General features: G+C 55.1%; 13 protein-coding genes. 9 read left to right on the forward strand and 4 right to left on the reverse strand.

Annotated features, from left to right (window positions below; translation table 11 throughout):
- Positions 1–41: 41 nt before the first annotated feature.
- The 4 genes from J4864_RS10650 to crcB all read left to right on the forward strand — a co-directional run bounded on the left by J4864_RS10650 (position 42) and on the right by crcB (position 5,780).
- Positions 42–812, forward strand: coding sequence for an HAD family hydrolase (locus J4864_RS10650; RefSeq protein ID WP_246479464.1), 771 nt, complete (start codon positions 42–44; stop codon positions 810–812).
- A 60-nt stretch (positions 813–872) separates the two neighbouring features.
- Positions 873–2,180, forward strand: a complete 1,308-nt coding sequence (locus J4864_RS10655; RefSeq protein ID WP_211814857.1) for an inositol-3-phosphate synthase — start codon at positions 873–875, stop codon at positions 2,178–2,180.
- A 294-nt stretch (positions 2,181–2,474) separates the two neighbouring features.
- Positions 2,475–5,096: a DUF5686 and carboxypeptidase-like regulatory domain-containing protein gene (locus J4864_RS10660; RefSeq protein ID WP_394371016.1), complete on the forward strand. Its 2,622-nt coding sequence runs from the start codon at positions 2,475–2,477 to the stop codon at positions 5,094–5,096.
- Positions 5,097–5,396: 300 nt separating this feature from the next.
- Positions 5,397–5,780, forward strand: a complete 384-nt coding sequence (gene crcB / locus J4864_RS10665) for a fluoride efflux transporter CrcB (protein WP_007367437.1) — start codon at positions 5,397–5,399, stop codon at positions 5,778–5,780.
- Between the two features lie 221 nt (positions 5,781–6,001).
- Here the strand turns inward: crcB and J4864_RS10670 are convergent, their stop codons facing one another.
- Both J4864_RS10670 and nspC read right to left on the reverse strand, forming a co-directional pair.
- Positions 6,002–6,709: a DnaJ domain-containing protein gene (locus J4864_RS10670; RefSeq protein WP_211814859.1), complete on the reverse strand. Its 708-nt coding sequence runs from the start codon at positions 6,707–6,709 to the stop codon at positions 6,002–6,004.
- Between the two features lie 58 nt (positions 6,710–6,767).
- Entirely contained in the window at positions 6,768–7,934 is a 1,167-nt protein-coding gene (gene nspC / locus J4864_RS10675) for a carboxynorspermidine decarboxylase (RefSeq protein WP_211814860.1), read from the reverse strand.
- A gap of 73 nt (positions 7,935–8,007) precedes the next feature.
- On the opposite strand from nspC, the gene J4864_RS10680 reads away from it, so the two are divergent.
- Complete coding sequence (locus J4864_RS10680; RefSeq protein WP_211814861.1) at positions 8,008–8,619, forward strand: thiamine phosphate synthase; 612 nt, start codon at positions 8,008–8,010, stop codon at positions 8,617–8,619.
- 55 nt (positions 8,620–8,674) lie between these two features.
- Entirely contained in the window at positions 8,675–9,613 is a 939-nt protein-coding gene (locus tag J4864_RS10685; RefSeq protein WP_007367441.1) for a ribose-phosphate pyrophosphokinase, read from the forward strand.
- A 695-nt stretch (positions 9,614–10,308) separates the two neighbouring features.
- Here the strand turns inward: J4864_RS10685 and J4864_RS10690 are convergent.
- Positions 10,309–11,418 carry a penicillin-binding transpeptidase domain-containing protein gene (locus tag J4864_RS10690; RefSeq protein WP_246479537.1) on the reverse strand — a complete coding sequence of 370 codons (1,110 nt, stop codon included), beginning with the start codon at positions 11,416–11,418 and terminating at the stop codon, positions 10,309–10,311.
- Positions 11,419–11,757: 339 nt separating this feature from the next.
- On the reverse strand, positions 11,758–12,453 hold the full coding sequence (locus J4864_RS10695; protein WP_211814863.1) for a glycoside hydrolase family 25 protein: 696 nt from the start codon (positions 12,451–12,453) through the stop codon (positions 11,758–11,760).
- A 166-nt stretch (positions 12,454–12,619) separates the two neighbouring features.
- Between J4864_RS10695 and J4864_RS10700 the strand changes: the two genes are divergently transcribed.
- From J4864_RS10700 to J4864_RS10710, 3 genes are all read left to right on the forward strand, one after another.
- Positions 12,620–13,564 carry a serine O-acetyltransferase gene (locus tag J4864_RS10700; protein WP_211814864.1) on the forward strand — a complete coding sequence of 315 codons (945 nt, stop codon included), beginning with the start codon at positions 12,620–12,622 and terminating at the stop codon, positions 13,562–13,564.
- Between the two features lie 63 nt (positions 13,565–13,627).
- A complete protein-coding gene (locus tag J4864_RS10705; protein ID WP_211814865.1) occupies positions 13,628–15,142 on the forward strand; it encodes a THUMP domain-containing class I SAM-dependent RNA methyltransferase in 1,515 nt (504 codons plus the stop codon).
- Positions 15,132–17,333, forward strand: a complete 2,202-nt coding sequence (locus J4864_RS10710) for a S9 family peptidase (protein WP_211814866.1) — start codon at positions 15,132–15,134, stop codon at positions 17,331–17,333. The genes J4864_RS10705 and J4864_RS10710 overlap by 11 nt, the downstream gene beginning before the upstream one ends.
- Positions 17,334–17,459 lie beyond the last annotated feature (126 nt).

Here is a 17,459-nt window from a genome sequence, read left to right on the forward strand (position 1 = left end):
TGCATCTTCCCTCCTTCTCAATCATTCCTTATCATCAGTTCATGAGCAAAGAGACAGATAGAACACCCTTTCCACCGGCTTCCGTACGGCTCCCGGGTGAAGCGGTAACCGGGAAAGTGCCGGCTGTTTTCCTCTTCGACTTCGGGGGGACGCTCGATACGGCCGGCTGTCACTGGGGCAGAATGCTGTGGCACGCCTATGAAAGGCTCCGTATCCCGGTTACGGAAGCCCAGTTCCGTGAAGCCTACGTGTACGCTGAACGCACTTTGGGACAGCAGAAGATCATCCGGCCGGACTTCACTTTCCGGCAGATGCTGGCGGCGAAGCTGAGGATGGAAATCGCATTCCTGACCGGAAAGGGAAGTCTGCCTGCTGATGGGCAGACGAACGGACGTGTACAGGCCGCCCTCGTGAATGACCTGTATGATAAGGTGAAGGAGAACACGGAAGCGAGCCGGAGGGTGCTCGAGCGGCTGAGGAGGCGGCACAGACTGGGACTGGTGACAAATTTCTATGGCAATATGGCGGTCGTCCTTGACGAGTTCGGACTGTCTTCTCTCTTCGAGACCGTCACCGAGAGTGCCGTCGCCGGTGTGCGGAAACCCGACCCGCAGATATTCCGTCTGGCGGTGGCGGAAATGAAGGAAAAGCCCGAGAATGTGACGGTCGTGGGGGACGGCTATACGAAAGACATCCTGCCTGCCCATGAAATCGGCTGCAAGACGGTGTGGCTGAAGGGAGAAGGATGGACGGAAGAAGCGCCTGTCATGTGCGTGGCAGACCGTATCATCAGAAGTTTAGATGAATTATAATCTGCACAAAGGCAATATATGCCGCATGAATACGTTAGAATAATATTGTAGTAAAGTCACATGAAGCAAACAGATGTCATGCCTGCTGAAGGCAAATTGGGTATTATGGTCGTTGGTTGCGGCGCAGTTGCTACGACTTTTATGACCGGGGTATTGATGGCACGCAAGGGTCTTACGAAACCTGTCGGTTCCATGACCCAATACGATAAGATCCGTGTGGGACGAAGGGATGCCAAGCAGTATCTTCATTATAAGGACATTGTCCCGTTGGCGGATTTGAAAGATATTGTCTTCGGCACATGGGATGTCTATCCCCAGAATGCGTATCAGGCTGCGGTATATGCCGAAGTCCTGAAGGCGAAAGATATAGAACCGGTACGTGAGGAACTGATGGCTATCAGGCCGATGAAGGCTGCTTTTGACAGAAACTACGCCAAACGCCTGGATGGTGACAATGTCAAGGACTGTCAGACACGCTGGGATATGGTACTGGAGCTGCAGAAGGACATCCGTAATTTCAAGCAGCAGAACGGCTGTGCGCGTATCGTTGTCATCTGGGCTGCATCTACGGAAATCTATGTCCCTTATGATGAGCAGTATCACAAGACGCTCGGCCAGTTGGAAATGGCCATGAAGTCAGACGACCGCGCGCACATCGCACCGTCCATGTGCTATGCCTATGCGGCGCTGGCAGAGGGGTGTCCGTTCGTCATGGGCGCTCCGAACACGACGGTTGACATACCGGCCATGTGGGAACTGGCAGAGAAGACGCACATGCCGATTGCCGGCAAGGACTTCAAGACGGGGCAGACGCTGGTCAAGTCGGGCTTCGCACCCATCATCAAGACCCGCAACCTCGGGCTGGCCGGCTGGTTCTCTACCAACATCCTGGGCAACCGTGACGGTCTGGTGCTTGACGAACCCGCCAATTTCCATACAAAGGAAGTCAGCAAGCTGTCTACCCTTGAGACGATCTGCAAGGCCGATGACCAGCCCGACCTCTATGGAGACATTTACCATAAGGTGCGCATCAACTATTATCCTCCCCGCAATGACAACAAGGAGGGATGGGACAACATTGATATATTCGGCTGGATGGGTTACCCCATGCAGATAAAGATCAATTTCCTCTGCCGCGACTCCATCCTCGCAGCACCGCTGCTTCTCGACCTCGCACTGCTCTCCGATCTTGCGGCACGTGCCGGCCGTTATGGCATCCAGCGGTTCCTGAGCTTCTTCCTCAAAAGTCCTATGCACGATTTCACACGTGGTGAGGAAGCAGTCAACAACCTCTTCGAACAGTACACGATGCTGAAGAATGCCATCCGGGAAATGGGAGGGTATGAAGCTGACGAGGAAATCGATTAGCACGGACACGGCCTGCGGGAGGGTTTCTCTGTAACCTCCAGAAGCTGCGGCCTGTCCTTGATGCAGGATAACAGTGCAGGACGATCCTGCGCTCTACTAAAACAGAAGCACGAAATGAGCAGATTACCAGATCTCGACAGACAGGGCCTTTCACGTTCCCTGTCGGATAAGAAAAAGACAAGTGCATGGAGGGTTGGGGGGAGATTCTGCCTCTCGGTCCTTTTCCTGTGTGCGTTTCTGACGGTGCAGGCACGCACTTTCACTTTCCTGTATGTTGCGGCAGATACCGTCCCTATGCGAGGTGATTCTCTGTCGCTGGGCAAGGACTCTCTTCTGATGAAGGCCGACTCGATGGCGATGGTCACCGATTCGCTTCTCCAGATGATGGACTCCCTGTCCGGGGAGACGGCGCCCCCAGCCGTGGTAGACAGTACGTTGCTTCAGTGTTATGTGGTTGATTCCCAGACCGGCGACAGCATCCCGTATGCCAATGCCATCTACCGTAATCTGAAGAAGGGGGCAGCCAGTGATGCCAACGGACACTTTTCCATCGAAAGAAAGGCAGGAGAACTGCTTACCGTGACGGCCGTCGGCTACAAGCCGCGCCGCATAAAGGTCACTTCGGCGACACCAAGGGAACTCCACGTGACGCTTATAGCCGATTCAAGGCAGCTGCAGGGAGTCGTGGTAAAAGCCAAACGCAGGCACAAGTATTCCCGCAAGGACAATCCGGCGGTGGAACTCATGCGGCGTGTCATTGCTGCCAAGAAGCAGACACATCTTGAGAACCACGACTATTACCAGTACGACAAGTACCAGAAGGTGACGATGGCGGTCAACAATCTCACCCCCGATGATCTGGAAAGCTCCCTGTTCAAGAAAGCTCCCTGGCTTCTCGACCAGGTGGAGACCTGTCCTTATAACAACAAGCTGATCCTTCCGCTCTCTGTGGACGAGACTCTCACACAGCATATTTACCGCAAGAATCCATGCGATGAAAAGGATATTGTACTGGGACAGTCCACGAAGGGCATCTCGAAACTGATCCAGACGGGAGAAGCTCTGAACACGGTCGTAAAAGACCTGTTCAAGGACATCGACCTCTACGACGACCAGATTGACCTTCTCCAGAAGCGTTTCCCGTCACCGATCGGCTCTACGGCCATTTCGTTCTATCACTTCTATATCGACGATACGGTCTATGTGAATCAGGACCAGTGTATCCGTCTGCAGTTCATGCCGGCCAACCAGCAGGATTTCGGCTTCCGTGGTGAACTGTACGTGCTGAACGACAGTTCGCTGCACGTGAAGAAATGTGATATGCAGCTGCCTGCCGGCACCGGCGTGAACTTCGTAGATGCCATGAAGTTCGAGCAGGAGTTCTCCAGACTGGACAATGGCGAGTGGGCGCTGACGACGGACAACATGATCGCCGAATTGAAGCTGACGGACTTCCTGCAGCGGGCTGTCGTCATCCGGACAACGGGCATGACGCACTATGCCTTCAACCCGATCGACGACAGGCGCTTCAAAGGCAGGGCGAAGATCGTCTATGATGCCAATGCCAAGATGCGTGACAGCGATTTCTGGGCGGCCCGCCGCACAAGCCAGCTGACGAAGAGTGAGGCGGGGATGGATTCTTTCATCCAGCGCATGGCGAAGACCAGGCACTTCAAGTGGGTCATGTTCGCGTCAAAGGCGTTTATCGAGAACTTCATCGAGACAGGAACGGAGAAAACACCAAGCAAGGTAGACCTCGGTCCGGTCAATACCTTCCTGTCCAAGAATTTCGTCGACGGCATCCGTCTCCGTGCTTCAGCCCGCACCACTGCCAAGTTCAATCCCCATTGGTTCTTTGAAGGCTATTATGCGTATGGCACGAAGTCGCACCGCAATTACTATGATGCCAAGGTGACTTACTCGTTCAACAAGCCCGATTACCAGCCTATCGAGTTCCCTATCCGGACGGTATCGGTAGAACTGAACAAGGATGTCGAATCGCCGTCGGATAAATATCTGATACATAACAAGGACAACATCTTCATGACTTTCCGTCCTGTAAAGGTGGAGAAGATGTACTTCTACAACCGCCAGAAAATCAATTTCATGTGGGAGACGGACTACGGTCTGGCAACCAGTCTTGAACTGCGTACGGAGGTCAACAGACCTACGGGCAGGCTCGTCTACGAGAAGATGGACGGGACGTTGATAGACCGGATGCGCATGACGGAGGTGATTCTCGGCCTCGACTTCCGCCCCGGGCAGAGCTATGTCAATTCCAAGCAGCAGCGCATGGAAGTCAACCTCGACGCGCCGGAGTTCAGAGTGAAGCATACGCTGGGGCTCCGCCATGTGCTGGGCGGCAATTTCCACAGCAGTCTTACGGAAGTATCCGTCTATAAACGGTTCTGGCTGGGCAGCTGGGGACATATTGATACCCGTGTGGAAGGGGGGGCGCAATGGAGCAAGGTGCCGTTCCAGTTCCTCATTACGCCGCCGGTCAATACCTCCTATTTTGAACACCAGGGGACGTTCAACCTCATGCAGAGCCTCGAGTTCCTCAACGACCGGTATGCCCAGTTCAACCTTGCATGGGACTTGGAAGGCAAGCTCTTCAACCGTCTTCCGCTCATCAAGAAACTGAAGTGGCGTGAGTACTTGGCGTTCAAGGGGATGTGGGGACACCTGACGGACAAGAACAATCCCTACCTGCCACAGAATGCCAACGACCCCGACCTGTATAAGTTCCCGGAAGGGACACGGGTGATGACGCACGACCCTTATCTGGAGCTGGTGGTGGGTGTACACAACATCTTCAAGTGTCTGGAGGTCGATTATGTGCGCCGCCTCACTTACACGCATGTGCCGGGTATCTCGAAAGGGGGCGTCAGGTTCGGCTTCAACCTGGTGTTCTGAACAGCCTGACACTTTCTCGGGCTCGGCAGAACGATTATATGGGAATACGGTTCCCGGCCGTTGGGAACAATGTTCCCAGTCGTTGGGAACAGGGTTCCCAATGTATCGGGAACCCTGTTCCCTGTACCGGCGACCGGTTTCTCTCTGTGCGGATGGTAATGTCCCTGTCGCCGGATTGTTGCGTGGAATCGGGCATGCTGTCCGGAGAATATGGATACTTGCAGGAAAAGAACGGAATCCTATATGCAGGCGGCGGACTGCATCGATTCCTGAGAATGTATTATAATTCAGATAATCAAGATGTTCAAGGATATATTGCTGGTCGGAATCGGCAGCTTCGCAGGCGGCAGCCTGAGGATGGTCGTTTCAAAGTATCTTCAGCTGTGTGTGGCAGGGTCTTTCCCTTTGGGGACTATGGTGGTGAATGTTCTGGGCTGCTTTCTGATAGGCATCGTCTCTTCACTGTCAGGCAGTGAGAGCAGCATCAGCCCTGCCGTCCGCCTCCTGCTTGCCACGGGATTCTGCGGTGGTTTTACCACGTTCTCCACCTTCATGAACGAGAATGTCATGCTGATGAAGGACGGAGATGACTTCTCTACGTCTGTTCTTTATCTTTTCGCCTCCCTCTTTCTTGGCTTTGTCGCCGTGCTGGCTGGCCGCCAGCTGGTCCTGGCCTTCCGATGACCGATGCTCTCCTTCAGCAGACTGGAGCAAGACAATGGTATAAGCCCGGAGGGCGGTGAGCACGTATTCTGTCCCTGTAAGCAGCACGGAAAAGGGGCATGCCGGAGTGTCTGTACACTCCGGCATGCCCCTTTGCTTGAAGAAGACAGTCCCTTCTCGTCGTGCGTGCGCACACTCCCGCCGTGGGAAGTTCCGGTGGAAGTCACGTGCGCCCTTTGCCGTCAGCCTTCCCTTCTCATCTGTTCAATCAGTTCTTTCTGATGATCAGTCAGGTGATCCGGCAGCTTCACGTTGTACGTGATGATGAGGTCGCCGAAGGTGCCGTCGCCCCGGTCATAGCCTTTCCCGCGCAGCCGGACTTTCGTTCCGCCTTGCGTCAGCGGCTTTACTTTCAGCTTCAGCTTCTGTCCGCTGGACAGCTGGATGATGATCTCGCCTCCCAGAAGAGCGGTGTAGAGATCGATGCCGACGTTGGCCTCCATCTGCCCCGGCGGCTGCTGCCTGTATGTCCGCCCGGTGCCGGCTCCTGCCGCCCGGCGCCGGCTTCCGCCACCGAACAGGTCCTGGAAGAAGCTGCTGAATCCGCTCCCGCCGCTTCCGAAGCTGCTGAAGTCGAATCCGCTGAACGGATTTCCGCCAGCCTGTCCGCCGCCTTGCTCTCCTTGGAATCCGCCGAATCCGCCGGCCTGTTCATAGGCTTCGGCATTGCGCCATTGTTCACCGTACTTGTCGTACTTGGCACGTTTCTCTGGATCGCCGATGACCTCGAACGCCTCGCTGAGCGCCTGGAACTTGGCCTTTGCTTTCGGATCGTTGGGGTGAAGGTCCGGGTGGAACTGCTTTGCACGTTTCCTGTAGGCTGCCCGTACATCCTTCTGCGGGATGTTCCGGTCTACGCCCAGGATCTTATAGTAGTCTATAAATGCCATAATTCATCCTCCTTGATAGTTGTTTTCTTACATCGTCAAGACAGCAAAGAATGTGCCATTAATCCATTCTGTCCCGATAATCCTCATAGCTATATTCACGCAGCATCTCCAGTTCGTTGTCAACGTGGAGCAGGGCGATGGCGGGATGGCTGATGCCGTTGAACATGGTGGTCTTGACCGTCGTGTAGTGAAGCATGTCTTCAAAGATGATGTTCTCTCCTGTCTGCAAGGCATGGTCGAATGTCCATGACCCCATCCAGTCGCCGCTCAGGCAGCTGTTAGCCCCCATCCGGTAGGTGTGCTCTCCCCTGGCGCTTCCGTCTTCGTCGGCCAGACGGGCATTGCGGATGGCGGGGTGGTAAGGCATCTCCAGGCAGTCGGGCATGTGACAGCTGAAGCTGACGTTCAGGATGGCGGTCTTGATGCCGTGGTCTTCCACTACGTCTACCACCTGTGCCACCAGCGGTCCGGTCTGCCAGGCAAAGGCGCTGCCGGGCTCGAGTATGACCTTGATCCACGGGTAGCGTTCCTTGAATCCGCGGAGCGTACGGATAAGCCGCGGGACATCATAGTCTTTCCGCGTCATGAGGTGTCCGCCGCCGAAGTTGATCCATTTCAGCTGCGGGAACCACCTGGCGAATCGTCCTTCGATGCGTGTCAGAGTGCGTTCAAAGACGTCGCTTCCGCTTTCGCAGTGGCAGTGTACATGGAATCCGTCTACGTCGGCAGGCAGTCTGTCGGGCAGTTTCTCTGAAGTGATGCCGAAGCGTGTGCCCGGTGCGCAGGGATTGTAGATGAGCGTCTCGACCTCTGAATACTCAGGGTTGACACGCAGTCCGAGGCTCAGCCGGCTGTTTCCCATCCTGGCCCGGACGTGGTAACGCTCGTATTGTGTCAGGGAATTGAAGACGAGGTGGGACGAGCAGCGTGCGATCTCATCAATCTCATAATCGGTGTAGCCCGGTGAAAAGGTATGCGTCGGGGCACCGAACTCCTCGAATCCGAGCCTTGCCTCGTATAGTGACGAGGCGGTGGTCGCCCTGATGTATTCGCAGAAGATGGGGAATGTACGCCACAGTGCGTATGCCTTAAAAGCGAGGATGATCTCTACACCCGCCTCTTCCGCTACCCGGGCGATGAGTTTCAGATTATCCCGGAGCCGTTTTTCCTCCAGAATGTACATGGGGCGGGAGAGTCCGTCGTAGGTCAATGGATTTACTTTCATGGTGCAAATATAAGGAAAAATTTGCAGTTATCGGAAATAATCTCTACCTTTGCAATGCAAATAAACAAAAGGCATGAAACTGGTCGTCATGACTAAGTCCACTTATTTTGTGGAAGAAGACAAAATCATCGGTATGCTCTTCGAGGAGGGTCTGGATAGCCTTCACATCTCGAAGAGAGATACATCCCCACTTTATCTGGAACGTCTTCTTTCTCTTCTCCCTTCAGAATTTCATCACAGGATCATCGTCCATCAGCACTTCTGTGCGAAGAACGAATTTGCACTGGGCGGTATCCACCTGGACAGTGCAGGTGCGGCCGTCCCCACGGGCTACAAGGGGACGGTAGGCAGGACGTGTGAAGACGTGATGCAGCTGAGAGCCATGAAGAAGCAGTCGGATTATGTCTTTCTGAAGAATATCCACCAGCCTCGTGAGGCGACAGCCGACAGGGAGCGTGTCCTCTCGGATGCGGAACTGGACGAAGCCGGCAGGCAGGGACTTCTCGGCCGGCACGTCTATGCCATGGGCGGAATCACGCTGGCGGACATACCGGTTCTCCGTGAGCGGGGATTCGGAGGCGTGGTGATCCGCAACGACCTCTGGGAGCGGTTCTGCATTCACAGCGAGCAGAACTTCAGTCCGGTCGTTGAATACTTCCGCAAGCTGCGCGCTCTTTGCCAGTAAGATGCAGAAGTGACGATAGATTTATATACCTCATCAATATAAACAACGAAAAGAAATGAGTGAAAACAACTCTTTTTTGGTATTCTCTGGCACGAAGACAAGATACCTTGCAGAGAAAATCTGTGCCAGCCTCGGCTGTCCGCTTGGCAACCTGGTGATGACTCGCTTCTCCGACGGTGAGTTCGTCGTTTCCTACGAACAGAGTATCCGCGGAAAGGATGTCTTCCTTGTGCAGAGTACTTTCCCGAATTCGGACAATCTCATGGAGCTTCTCCTGATGATCGACGCTGCCAAGCGTGCTTCCGCCCGTCAGATCATCGCCGTCATCCCTTACTTCGGCTGGGCCCGTCAGGACCGCAAGGACAAGCCGCGTGTGAGCATCGGCGCGAAACTGGTTGCCGACCTGCTGAGTGTTGCCGGTATCGACCGTATGATGACGATGGACCTGCATGCCGACCAGATTCAGGGTTTCTTCAATGTTCCTGTCGACCACCTCTACGCCAGCGGCGTACTGCTCCCTTACGTGCAGAGCCTGCATCTGGACGACCTCGTCATCGCCAGTCCTGATGTCGGCGGTTCGAAGCGTGCCAACACGTATGCCAAGTACCTCGGCTGTCCGCTGGTTCTCTGCAACAAGACGCGTGCCCGTGCCAATGTCGTCGCCACCATGCAGATCATCGGTGACGTGAAAGGGAAGAATGTCATCATCGTTGACGACATGGTAGATACTGCCGGCACCATTACCAAGGCGGCTGACATCATGAAGGAAGCCGGTGCCAGGAGCGTCCGCGCCATTGCCTCCCATTGCGTGATGAGCGGCCCTGCTACCGAGCGTGTGGAAGCTTCTTCGCTGGAAGAGATGGTTTTCACGGATTCCATTCCTTATACGGCCCGCTGCTCGAAAGTGAAGCAGATTTCCGTTGCAGATATGTTCGCCGAGACGATCCGGCGTGTCCTCAACAACGAGAGCATCTCCAGCCAGTATCTTATCTGATCCGTGCTTTCGCGGCATCTTCAGGGAGTTCCGTGCCCGCCGGCTGCCGAGTCGGATCAGCAAAGAGACTGCCCGGGGGGCTGCCGGCCTTATCCTATTAAGGTATATATTACAGTTCCACAGACCTTGTAGAGGCTGTGTCAAGGATGTTCCGCCGGTCCGGCATCCTCGGCACAGCCTTTTCTCATGCCTTCCTCTGCTGTTTCTTGGGTATGTCCGGGTCTTTTTCTTCCGCATGGAATCGTCCGGCGCCCGGGAGATTGATGTAGGTCAATTAATGCCGGATTTATGAGAAAAACGCATGGAAAACCTTTGCTGTGTACGCAAACAGTCGTACCTTTGCATCGTCAAAAGACAAAAAATATAGATTGTTTAGGTTAGTAGTAATAGATTTAGGTTTTTAGTTATTTAATTTAAGGAGAACAAAAGAGATTGTTCAGGTTTCAAGAAGATAGGTTTAGTTAAAGGTAATTAGAAGATTGATTAAAGGATAACAATGATGCAAGATGATTGGGTGACGCCGTGAGGCGGAAGCCCAAAAATCAAGCACAATGTCCGCAGAAATGCAGACGACAAAGGGTTCGGCAACAGATTGCCGAGCCCTTTGTCGTTTCTGTCATTTCCATAGAACGCGGAAGACAGCCTCCTCCTGTCGCACGGCATCTGCCTCCCGATGTCGCCGCAGGATGGCGTTTTCATCTGGCAGGAGGATTCTGTTTTTCGATTGTCTGCATCTGTGCCAGCCGTCTGGCCCTTGCCGTCGACTTCGGACTCAGTCTTCCCTTCAGGTATTTCTCCATGACCAGACCGGCTATCGGCGCCGCCGTGTCGGCTCCGAATCCGCCATGCTCGATGTACACGGCAATGGCTATCTTCGGGTTGTTCATGGGAGCGAAACCGATGAAGGCAGAATGGTCTTTGCCGGCATTCTCGGCGGTTCCGGTCTTCCCGCATACGGGGTAGGAGGTCCCGTTGAGTACGGTGGCCGTCCCCTTGGTCACGGCCAGTCTCATTCCTGCAATCACGGTGTTGTAGGCGGCCGGGAGCGCTTTTGTCTGATGGGGAGTGAGGAAACGCGGCGGCAGGGGAGACCACTCCGTGTTCTTATGGATGTGTGGCGTGAAGAAGAAACCGCGGTTGGCGATCGAAGCAGCCAGATTGCAGAGCTGGAGCGGGGTAACGGTAATGTCGCCCTGTCCCATCCCGGCCCACAGGATGGTTCTGGGCTCCCATCCTGTCTTGTAGCGGCGTGTGAGATAGTTCACATTGGCCACCAGGCCGCCTTTCTCCCCCGGCATGTCGATGCCTGACGGGCCGCCCAGCCCCATGCTCACGAGATAGTCGTGCCATGTGCTGACGGCCTTCTCCTTCGAACCGTATTTCTGTCTGTCGTTCAGCATCGTCAGGTACGATTGCAGAAACCAGGTGTTGCACGATACGGCCAGCGCTCCCGTCAGTGTCTCGGGGGAATAGTGGGAGTGGCATTTCACCTTGATGTTCCCCTCGTGGAAACCATGGTGGCAGGCGATCTTCGTATCGGCCTTTACAAGTCCTTCAGAGAGAAAGACCAGCGCCTGGGCCGGTTTTATCGTAGATCCGGGAGGGTAGGCGGTGGCGATGGCGAGCGCATCGTCAGGGCCTTCGGGCGAGTTCGTCACCATGCAGAGTATCTCGCCGGTAGCGGGGTCGATGGCCACGATGCTCCCTTTCTTGCCTTGCATGAGTTCCGTCCCGAGCTGCTGCAGCAGTGGGCGGAGGGTCAGCGGCGGATCTTCATGAAGTCTCTGTGCCGGTGCTTCCCCCATGGCGAAGAGGGCGAGTGCCAGCAGTGCGGTACGAAGCAGGCCGGCCGGTCTGCGGCCGGCGTATGGATGCCGTTTGTCGGGCTTATGATCTTTCATGTTGTCTGTCTTGATAGGTTGTTTTTCCTGACAGGGCCTTCCGTCCCGGATGTACTTTATGGGAAACGGAGGCTGCTTGCCTTTATTGTCTGGGCGGATGTGAAAGCGGAGAATGTTTCCGACTGTCTGGGACTTGTGTTCCCAACCGGTTGGGAATCCTGTTCCCGGTGGCCGGTACCTGCATTCCCGGCGGCCGGTACTCCTGTTCCCGGCGGCCGGGCACTTCCCTGTGCCGCAGGTGCGTTATAGCCGGATGTCTGCAAGTGAAGTTCCCGACATGAAGCGGTCGAGGTCCACATGTCCGCGGATTCCCCGGATCTTTCCCCGTTCGGTGAACTGCCAGATGTTGTGGTGTCCCGCTCCCCTGATGGACGGACGCACGGCATTGTATCTGCCCAGGAAAAGGAAGTAGCTGTTGAATCGGGGCGCAAGGTGGGAGTTGTAGAAGTTCGCCTGCGAATAAATCAGCGGTTTCTTCCCGTAATGTCTGCGTATGAGTCCTGCGAAGGCAGCCACGCTGTCCTGCACCTGTTTGCGTGTCCATCCTCTTACCCCTTCGCGTTCTACATCGATCATCGGTATCAGGTCCTGCCTGTGTTTCCGGATTACTTTCCGGAAGTGCCGGAACTGTGCCCTGATAGGGGTGGAGGAGGAGAGGAAGTGATAGGAACCGCAGCGCAGTCCCTGCCGGCGCGCCCCCTTGATGTTCCGGTCGTAATGTTCGTCCTCGATGGTCGTCCCTTGTGTCGCCTTGATGTACACGAATCGGATGCTCTTGTTTCTCGCCACCTCTTTCCAGTCGATCTTTCCCTGATGATGCGATACGTCTATGCCGTCGTAGGAGCGCCGGGAACGGTCGGGCCGGGACGCGGATGCTGCTGCACAGCCGGTGAGCGGAAGAACGATGCTGATGATGAGCGGGAGGATTCTTGACTTCATTGCTTGTAAGTGTAACTGTCCGGAAAGATTCCTGATGAATCGGGACCATCCTGTCAGATCTCTTGGTGACGGCTGCAAAATTACCATATTTTTCCTGAACAAACACATAAAAATCCGATAATAATCATTATCTTTGCATCGTAAATACATCTCGATACAAGCAGCAATGAGCAGACAGGACATCACGCAGCAGCTCATCCAGACGGTGGATGAACTTTCGGAGCCGGAGGCGTTGCAAGGTCTTTTCCATGAACACCGCGAGGGAGACCCCCTGCCCTCGGCAAAGGAGCTTGAAGAGATCGTCGGCCTTTCGCGTTCCATCCTCTTTCCGGGGTTTTACGGGAAGTCGTCTGTCAATATCGAGACCATCAAATATCAGATAGGAGTAAGTGTAGAGCGGCTGCACAAGCTGCTCAGCCGCCAGGTGATGGCGGGCCTGTGTTTCGACGAGGATTGCCACTGCCCGAATGTGGAGGATATGCGCCGCTGCATGCAGGAGGAGGCCGACATGATTGCCGGGCGCGTCATCGCCAGGTTCCCGGCCATTCGCAGGATTCTCTCGACCGACGTACAGGCGGCCTTCGACGGTGATCCGGCGGCAGTCAATCAGGGCGAGGTCATCTCCTGCTATCCTGCCGTCAAGGCGATCATCAATTACCGGCTGGCACATGAACTGGTGCTGGAACAGGTCCCGCTCATTCCGCGCATGATGACGGAGCTGGCACATTCTGAGACCGGCATCGACATCCATCCGGCCGCCGTGATCGGCACCCATTTCACGATCGACCACGGTACGGGCGTCGTCATCGGCGCGACGTGCGTCATCGGCAATCATGTGAAACTCTATCAGGGCGTGACATTGGGTGCCAGGAGTTTCCCGCTCGACAAGGACGGGAAGCCCATCAAGGGGATTCCCCGCCATCCGATTCTGAAGGACGGGGTGATTGTCTATGCCAATGCGACAGTCCTCGGACGTGTCACGATAGGGAAAGGGTGCGTCATCGGCGCCAATGTATGGGTCACCCGGGATATGCGCCCGCGTTCGAAGAAGTACAGGCAGAGCAGGACCGACATACTGGACACCGACTTTGAAGGCGGTGGGGGGATCTGACCTTCCCGTCCGTTCTGCAACTTATTCTTTCCTTTCAATGCTTATAAAATCACGATCACATAAATGCAAGAATTTGAACTCATCGCCAAGACCTTCATGGGTTTGGAACAGGTATTAGCAAAAGAACTGACAAAGTTAGGCGCCAACAACGTACAGATAGGACGCCGCATGGTGTCGTTTACCGGTGACAAGGAAATGATGTACCGTGCCAACTTCCAGCTGCACACCGCCATCCGCATCCTTAAACCCATCGCACACTTCAAGGCGAGGAGCGCAGAGGATATGTACGAGGAAGTGAAGAAGATAGACTGGAGCGAATATATCCTCGAGGGAAAGACCTTCTCTGTCGATTCCGTCGTGTATTCCGAGGAGTTCACCAATTCGCGCTTTGTCACGTATAAGGTGAAGGATGCCATCGTTGACCAGTTCCGTGACCGGACGGGGAGCCGTCCCAATATCTCTGTCAGCAACCCTGACATCCGGCTGAACATCCATGTGGCGGAAGACAATGCGACCCTGTCGCTGGATTCGAGCGGGGAGTCGCTGCACCGGCGCGGCTACCGTCAGGAAAGCGTCGAAGCTCCGCTGAACGAGGTGCTGGCCGCCGGTATGATTCTGATGACGGGCTGGGAGGGAGAGACCGACTTCATCGACCCGATGTGCGGGTCGGGGACACTGCCTGTCGAGGCGGCCCTGATAGCCCGGAACATCTCGCCGGGTGTCTTCCGCAAGGAGTTCGCCTTCGAGAAATGGCCCGACTTCGACCAGGAGCTGTTTGATATGATCTATAATGACGACTCACAGGAACGTGAGTTCACCCATCACATCTACGGCTACGATGCCGACATGAAGGCCGTGAACACGGCACGTATGAATGTGGCCGCCGCCGGCCTGTCGCGGGATGTGACCATCGCCCAGCAGGACTTCAAGGACTTCACGCAGCCGGAGGGGAAGAGCATCATCGTGATGAATCCTCCTTATGGAGAGCGTATCTCCACACCTAACCTGCTGGCTACCTACAAGATGATCGGCGAACGGCTGAAACACCAGTTCATGGGCAATGAGGCATGGATCCTGTCTTATCGTGAGGAGTGCTTCCGGCAGATCGGCCTGAAACCCAGCATCAAGATTCCGGTCTACAACGGCTCTCTGGAGTGTGAGTTCCGTCGCTATCAGATGTTTGACGGCAAGATGAGCAGCTTCCGCCACGAGGGTGGGGTCGTGAAGACCGAAGAAGAGAAAAAGGAGATGGCGCAGAAGCACCGCTTCAGGAAAGAACGTGATTTCAAGAAGCGGCTCGAAGAGAACGAGGAGAATGCCGAAGCTGACATACGGTCGTTTACGTTCCATAGCCTGGAACATAACAAGTTCGGCGGTGGGAAGTTCCGTGACAGCCATGAACGCCGCCCCCGTTTCGACCGTGATGACGACAGCCGCAGACGCTCCTTCAAGCGCATTGACGACCGCAAACGCTCCTTCAGGCGTGACGACGACCGTAAGTTCGGCGGCAGACGATTTGATAAATCTAACAAGCGCGGAGGATTCCGTGGTAAAAACACATACAGACATGAAGATTAAATCATTTATCGGTCTCGTGGGGCTTTGTGCTCTCACGGGGCTTTTCTGTCCTACTGAGAGTATGGCACAAAAGCTGTTTACACTGGAGGATCTGAACTTCGGTGGCACGAATTTCTACAACATGCGCCCTGAAGCGCGCTATCTTACGTGGTGGGGCGGGAAACCGGTACGGCAGGACCTGAACTGCTGTTCGCTGGTCGATCCTGTGAGCGGCAAGGAGAAACTGCTCTTTTCGCTGGACGAACTGAACAGGTGGGCAGGACTGAAGGAGGCTGGTGAGGTCGTCCGCCATCTCTATGGGGCGGAGTTCCCTTATGCTGACCGTCCGGTGGTCTTGGTGCAGAACGGCCATGAGGACCTGTATGTGAACTTCAGGGAACACCGGCTGGAACAGCGTCTGGAGCGGCCGGCCGGCCTGCAGGCACGGCAGTGGAACAGCCGGTCCGGAGCAACGGCATTCGTTGCTGACAATCAACTCTACGTGACCGATGCCAAAGGGTCGAAGCACCAGTTGACGACGGACGGTTCACGTAATATCGTTTATGGGCAAAGCGTACACAGGGACGAGTTCGGCATCGATGGCGGGCTTTATTGGAGTCCGAAGGGGAACCGGCTGGCCTTCTATCGCATGGACCAGAGCGGGGTGGCGGACTATCCGCTCGTAGACATCCCGGAACTGGACTGGACACCGGAGAAGGGGGAGTCGCGTGCCGCCAAGGCTGCTCCCATCAAGTATCCGATGGCCGGGGAGACGTCCCACAAGGTCACAGTCGGCGTGTACGACCTGACTTCCGGGAAGACGGTTTACCTTCAGGCAGGCGATCCGACCGACCGTTATTTCACCAACATCGCATGGAGTCCGGACGAAAAGACGGTTTATATGTTTGAACTCAACCGTGACCAGAACGATTGCCGGCTGGTTTCATACGATGCGGCGACGGGTGCGAAGCTGAAGGAACTCTATCGGGAGACGGATGCGAAGTACGTTGAACCTTGCCATCCTGTCCGGTTCCTGCCGTGGAATGACAATGAGTTCGTGATGCAGAGCCAGAAGGACGGGTATAATCATCTCTATCTTTTCGATAAAGAGGGGCGTCTGATCAGACAGCTTACAAGTGGCAAGTGGGTGGTCCTGGATGTGCTGGGATTCAATGCAAAACAGAAAAGCATCGTCTATGTGTCCAACGAGTGCAGCCCTATCCAGCGCAATGTATGGCTCGTCAACGTGGCGACAGGGAAGCGGACACTGCTCGACAACGGCCGTGGATACCACTACCCGAAGTTGAGTGAAGACGGCAGCGTGCTCATAGACAGTTACAGCGAACCGGACGTGCCCCGTAAGTATGAACTGGTCACGCTGAAGGGAAAGCCGCAGCGGCATGGGTATTTCACGTCCGCCAATCCATGGAAAGCGTATGACGTTCCCGAGTTTACGTGCGGAACCGTCAAGGCGGCTGACGGGAAGACAGACCTCTATTGGCGCATGGTGAAGCCTGTCGGCTTCGATCCGAGCAGGAAATACCCGACGGTCATCTATGTATATGGCGGCCCCCATGCCCATAACGTTGAGGCCTCCTGGAACTGGGGATCACGTGGCTGGGAGACTTATATGGCACAGAAAGGATACCTGCTCTTCATCCTTGACAACCGTGGAAGCGAACACCGTGGGAAGAAGTTTGAACAGGCTACGTTCCGTCACCTCGGACAGGAGGAAATGAAAGATCAGATGGAGGGTGTGAAGTTCCTGAAGTCTCTCCCATACGTCGATCAGGACCGGATCGGCGTGCATGGGTGGTCGTTCGGAGGATTCATGACGATTTCCCTGATGACCAACTATCCTGATGTCTTCAAGGTGGCAGTTGCCGGCGGACCTGTCATCGACTGGAAATGGTACGAGGTGATGTATGGAGAACGATATATGGATACCCCCCAGGCGAATCCTGAAGGCTATGCCCAGACCTCACTTCTCCAGAAGGCGAAAGACCTCAAAGGCAAGCTCCAGATCATCATCGGTCTGAACGATCCGGTGGTCGTTCCGCAGCATGCGTATTCTTTCCTGAAGGCCTGCATCGCTGCCGGCACGCAGCCGGACTTCTTCGTTTATCCGGGCGAACCTCATAATATGCGTGGACACCAGAGCGTTCATCTGCATGAACGCATCACGCAGTATTTCGAGGATTACCTTAAATAACAGACGGGAATCTCTCTGCCCCTCTTCCGGAAGGAGGGGGAGCAGAGCTGCATGGAGGATGAAAGAACCGGTTGTAGACGGCCGGTGCCGGACATCATCCGCCGTAACAACAGTCAACATCGCATC

Source organism: Prevotella multiformis (genome assembly GCF_018127985.1).
In the GTDB taxonomy this organism is placed as follows: Bacteria; Bacteroidota; Bacteroidia; order Bacteroidales; family Bacteroidaceae; genus Prevotella; species Prevotella multiformis.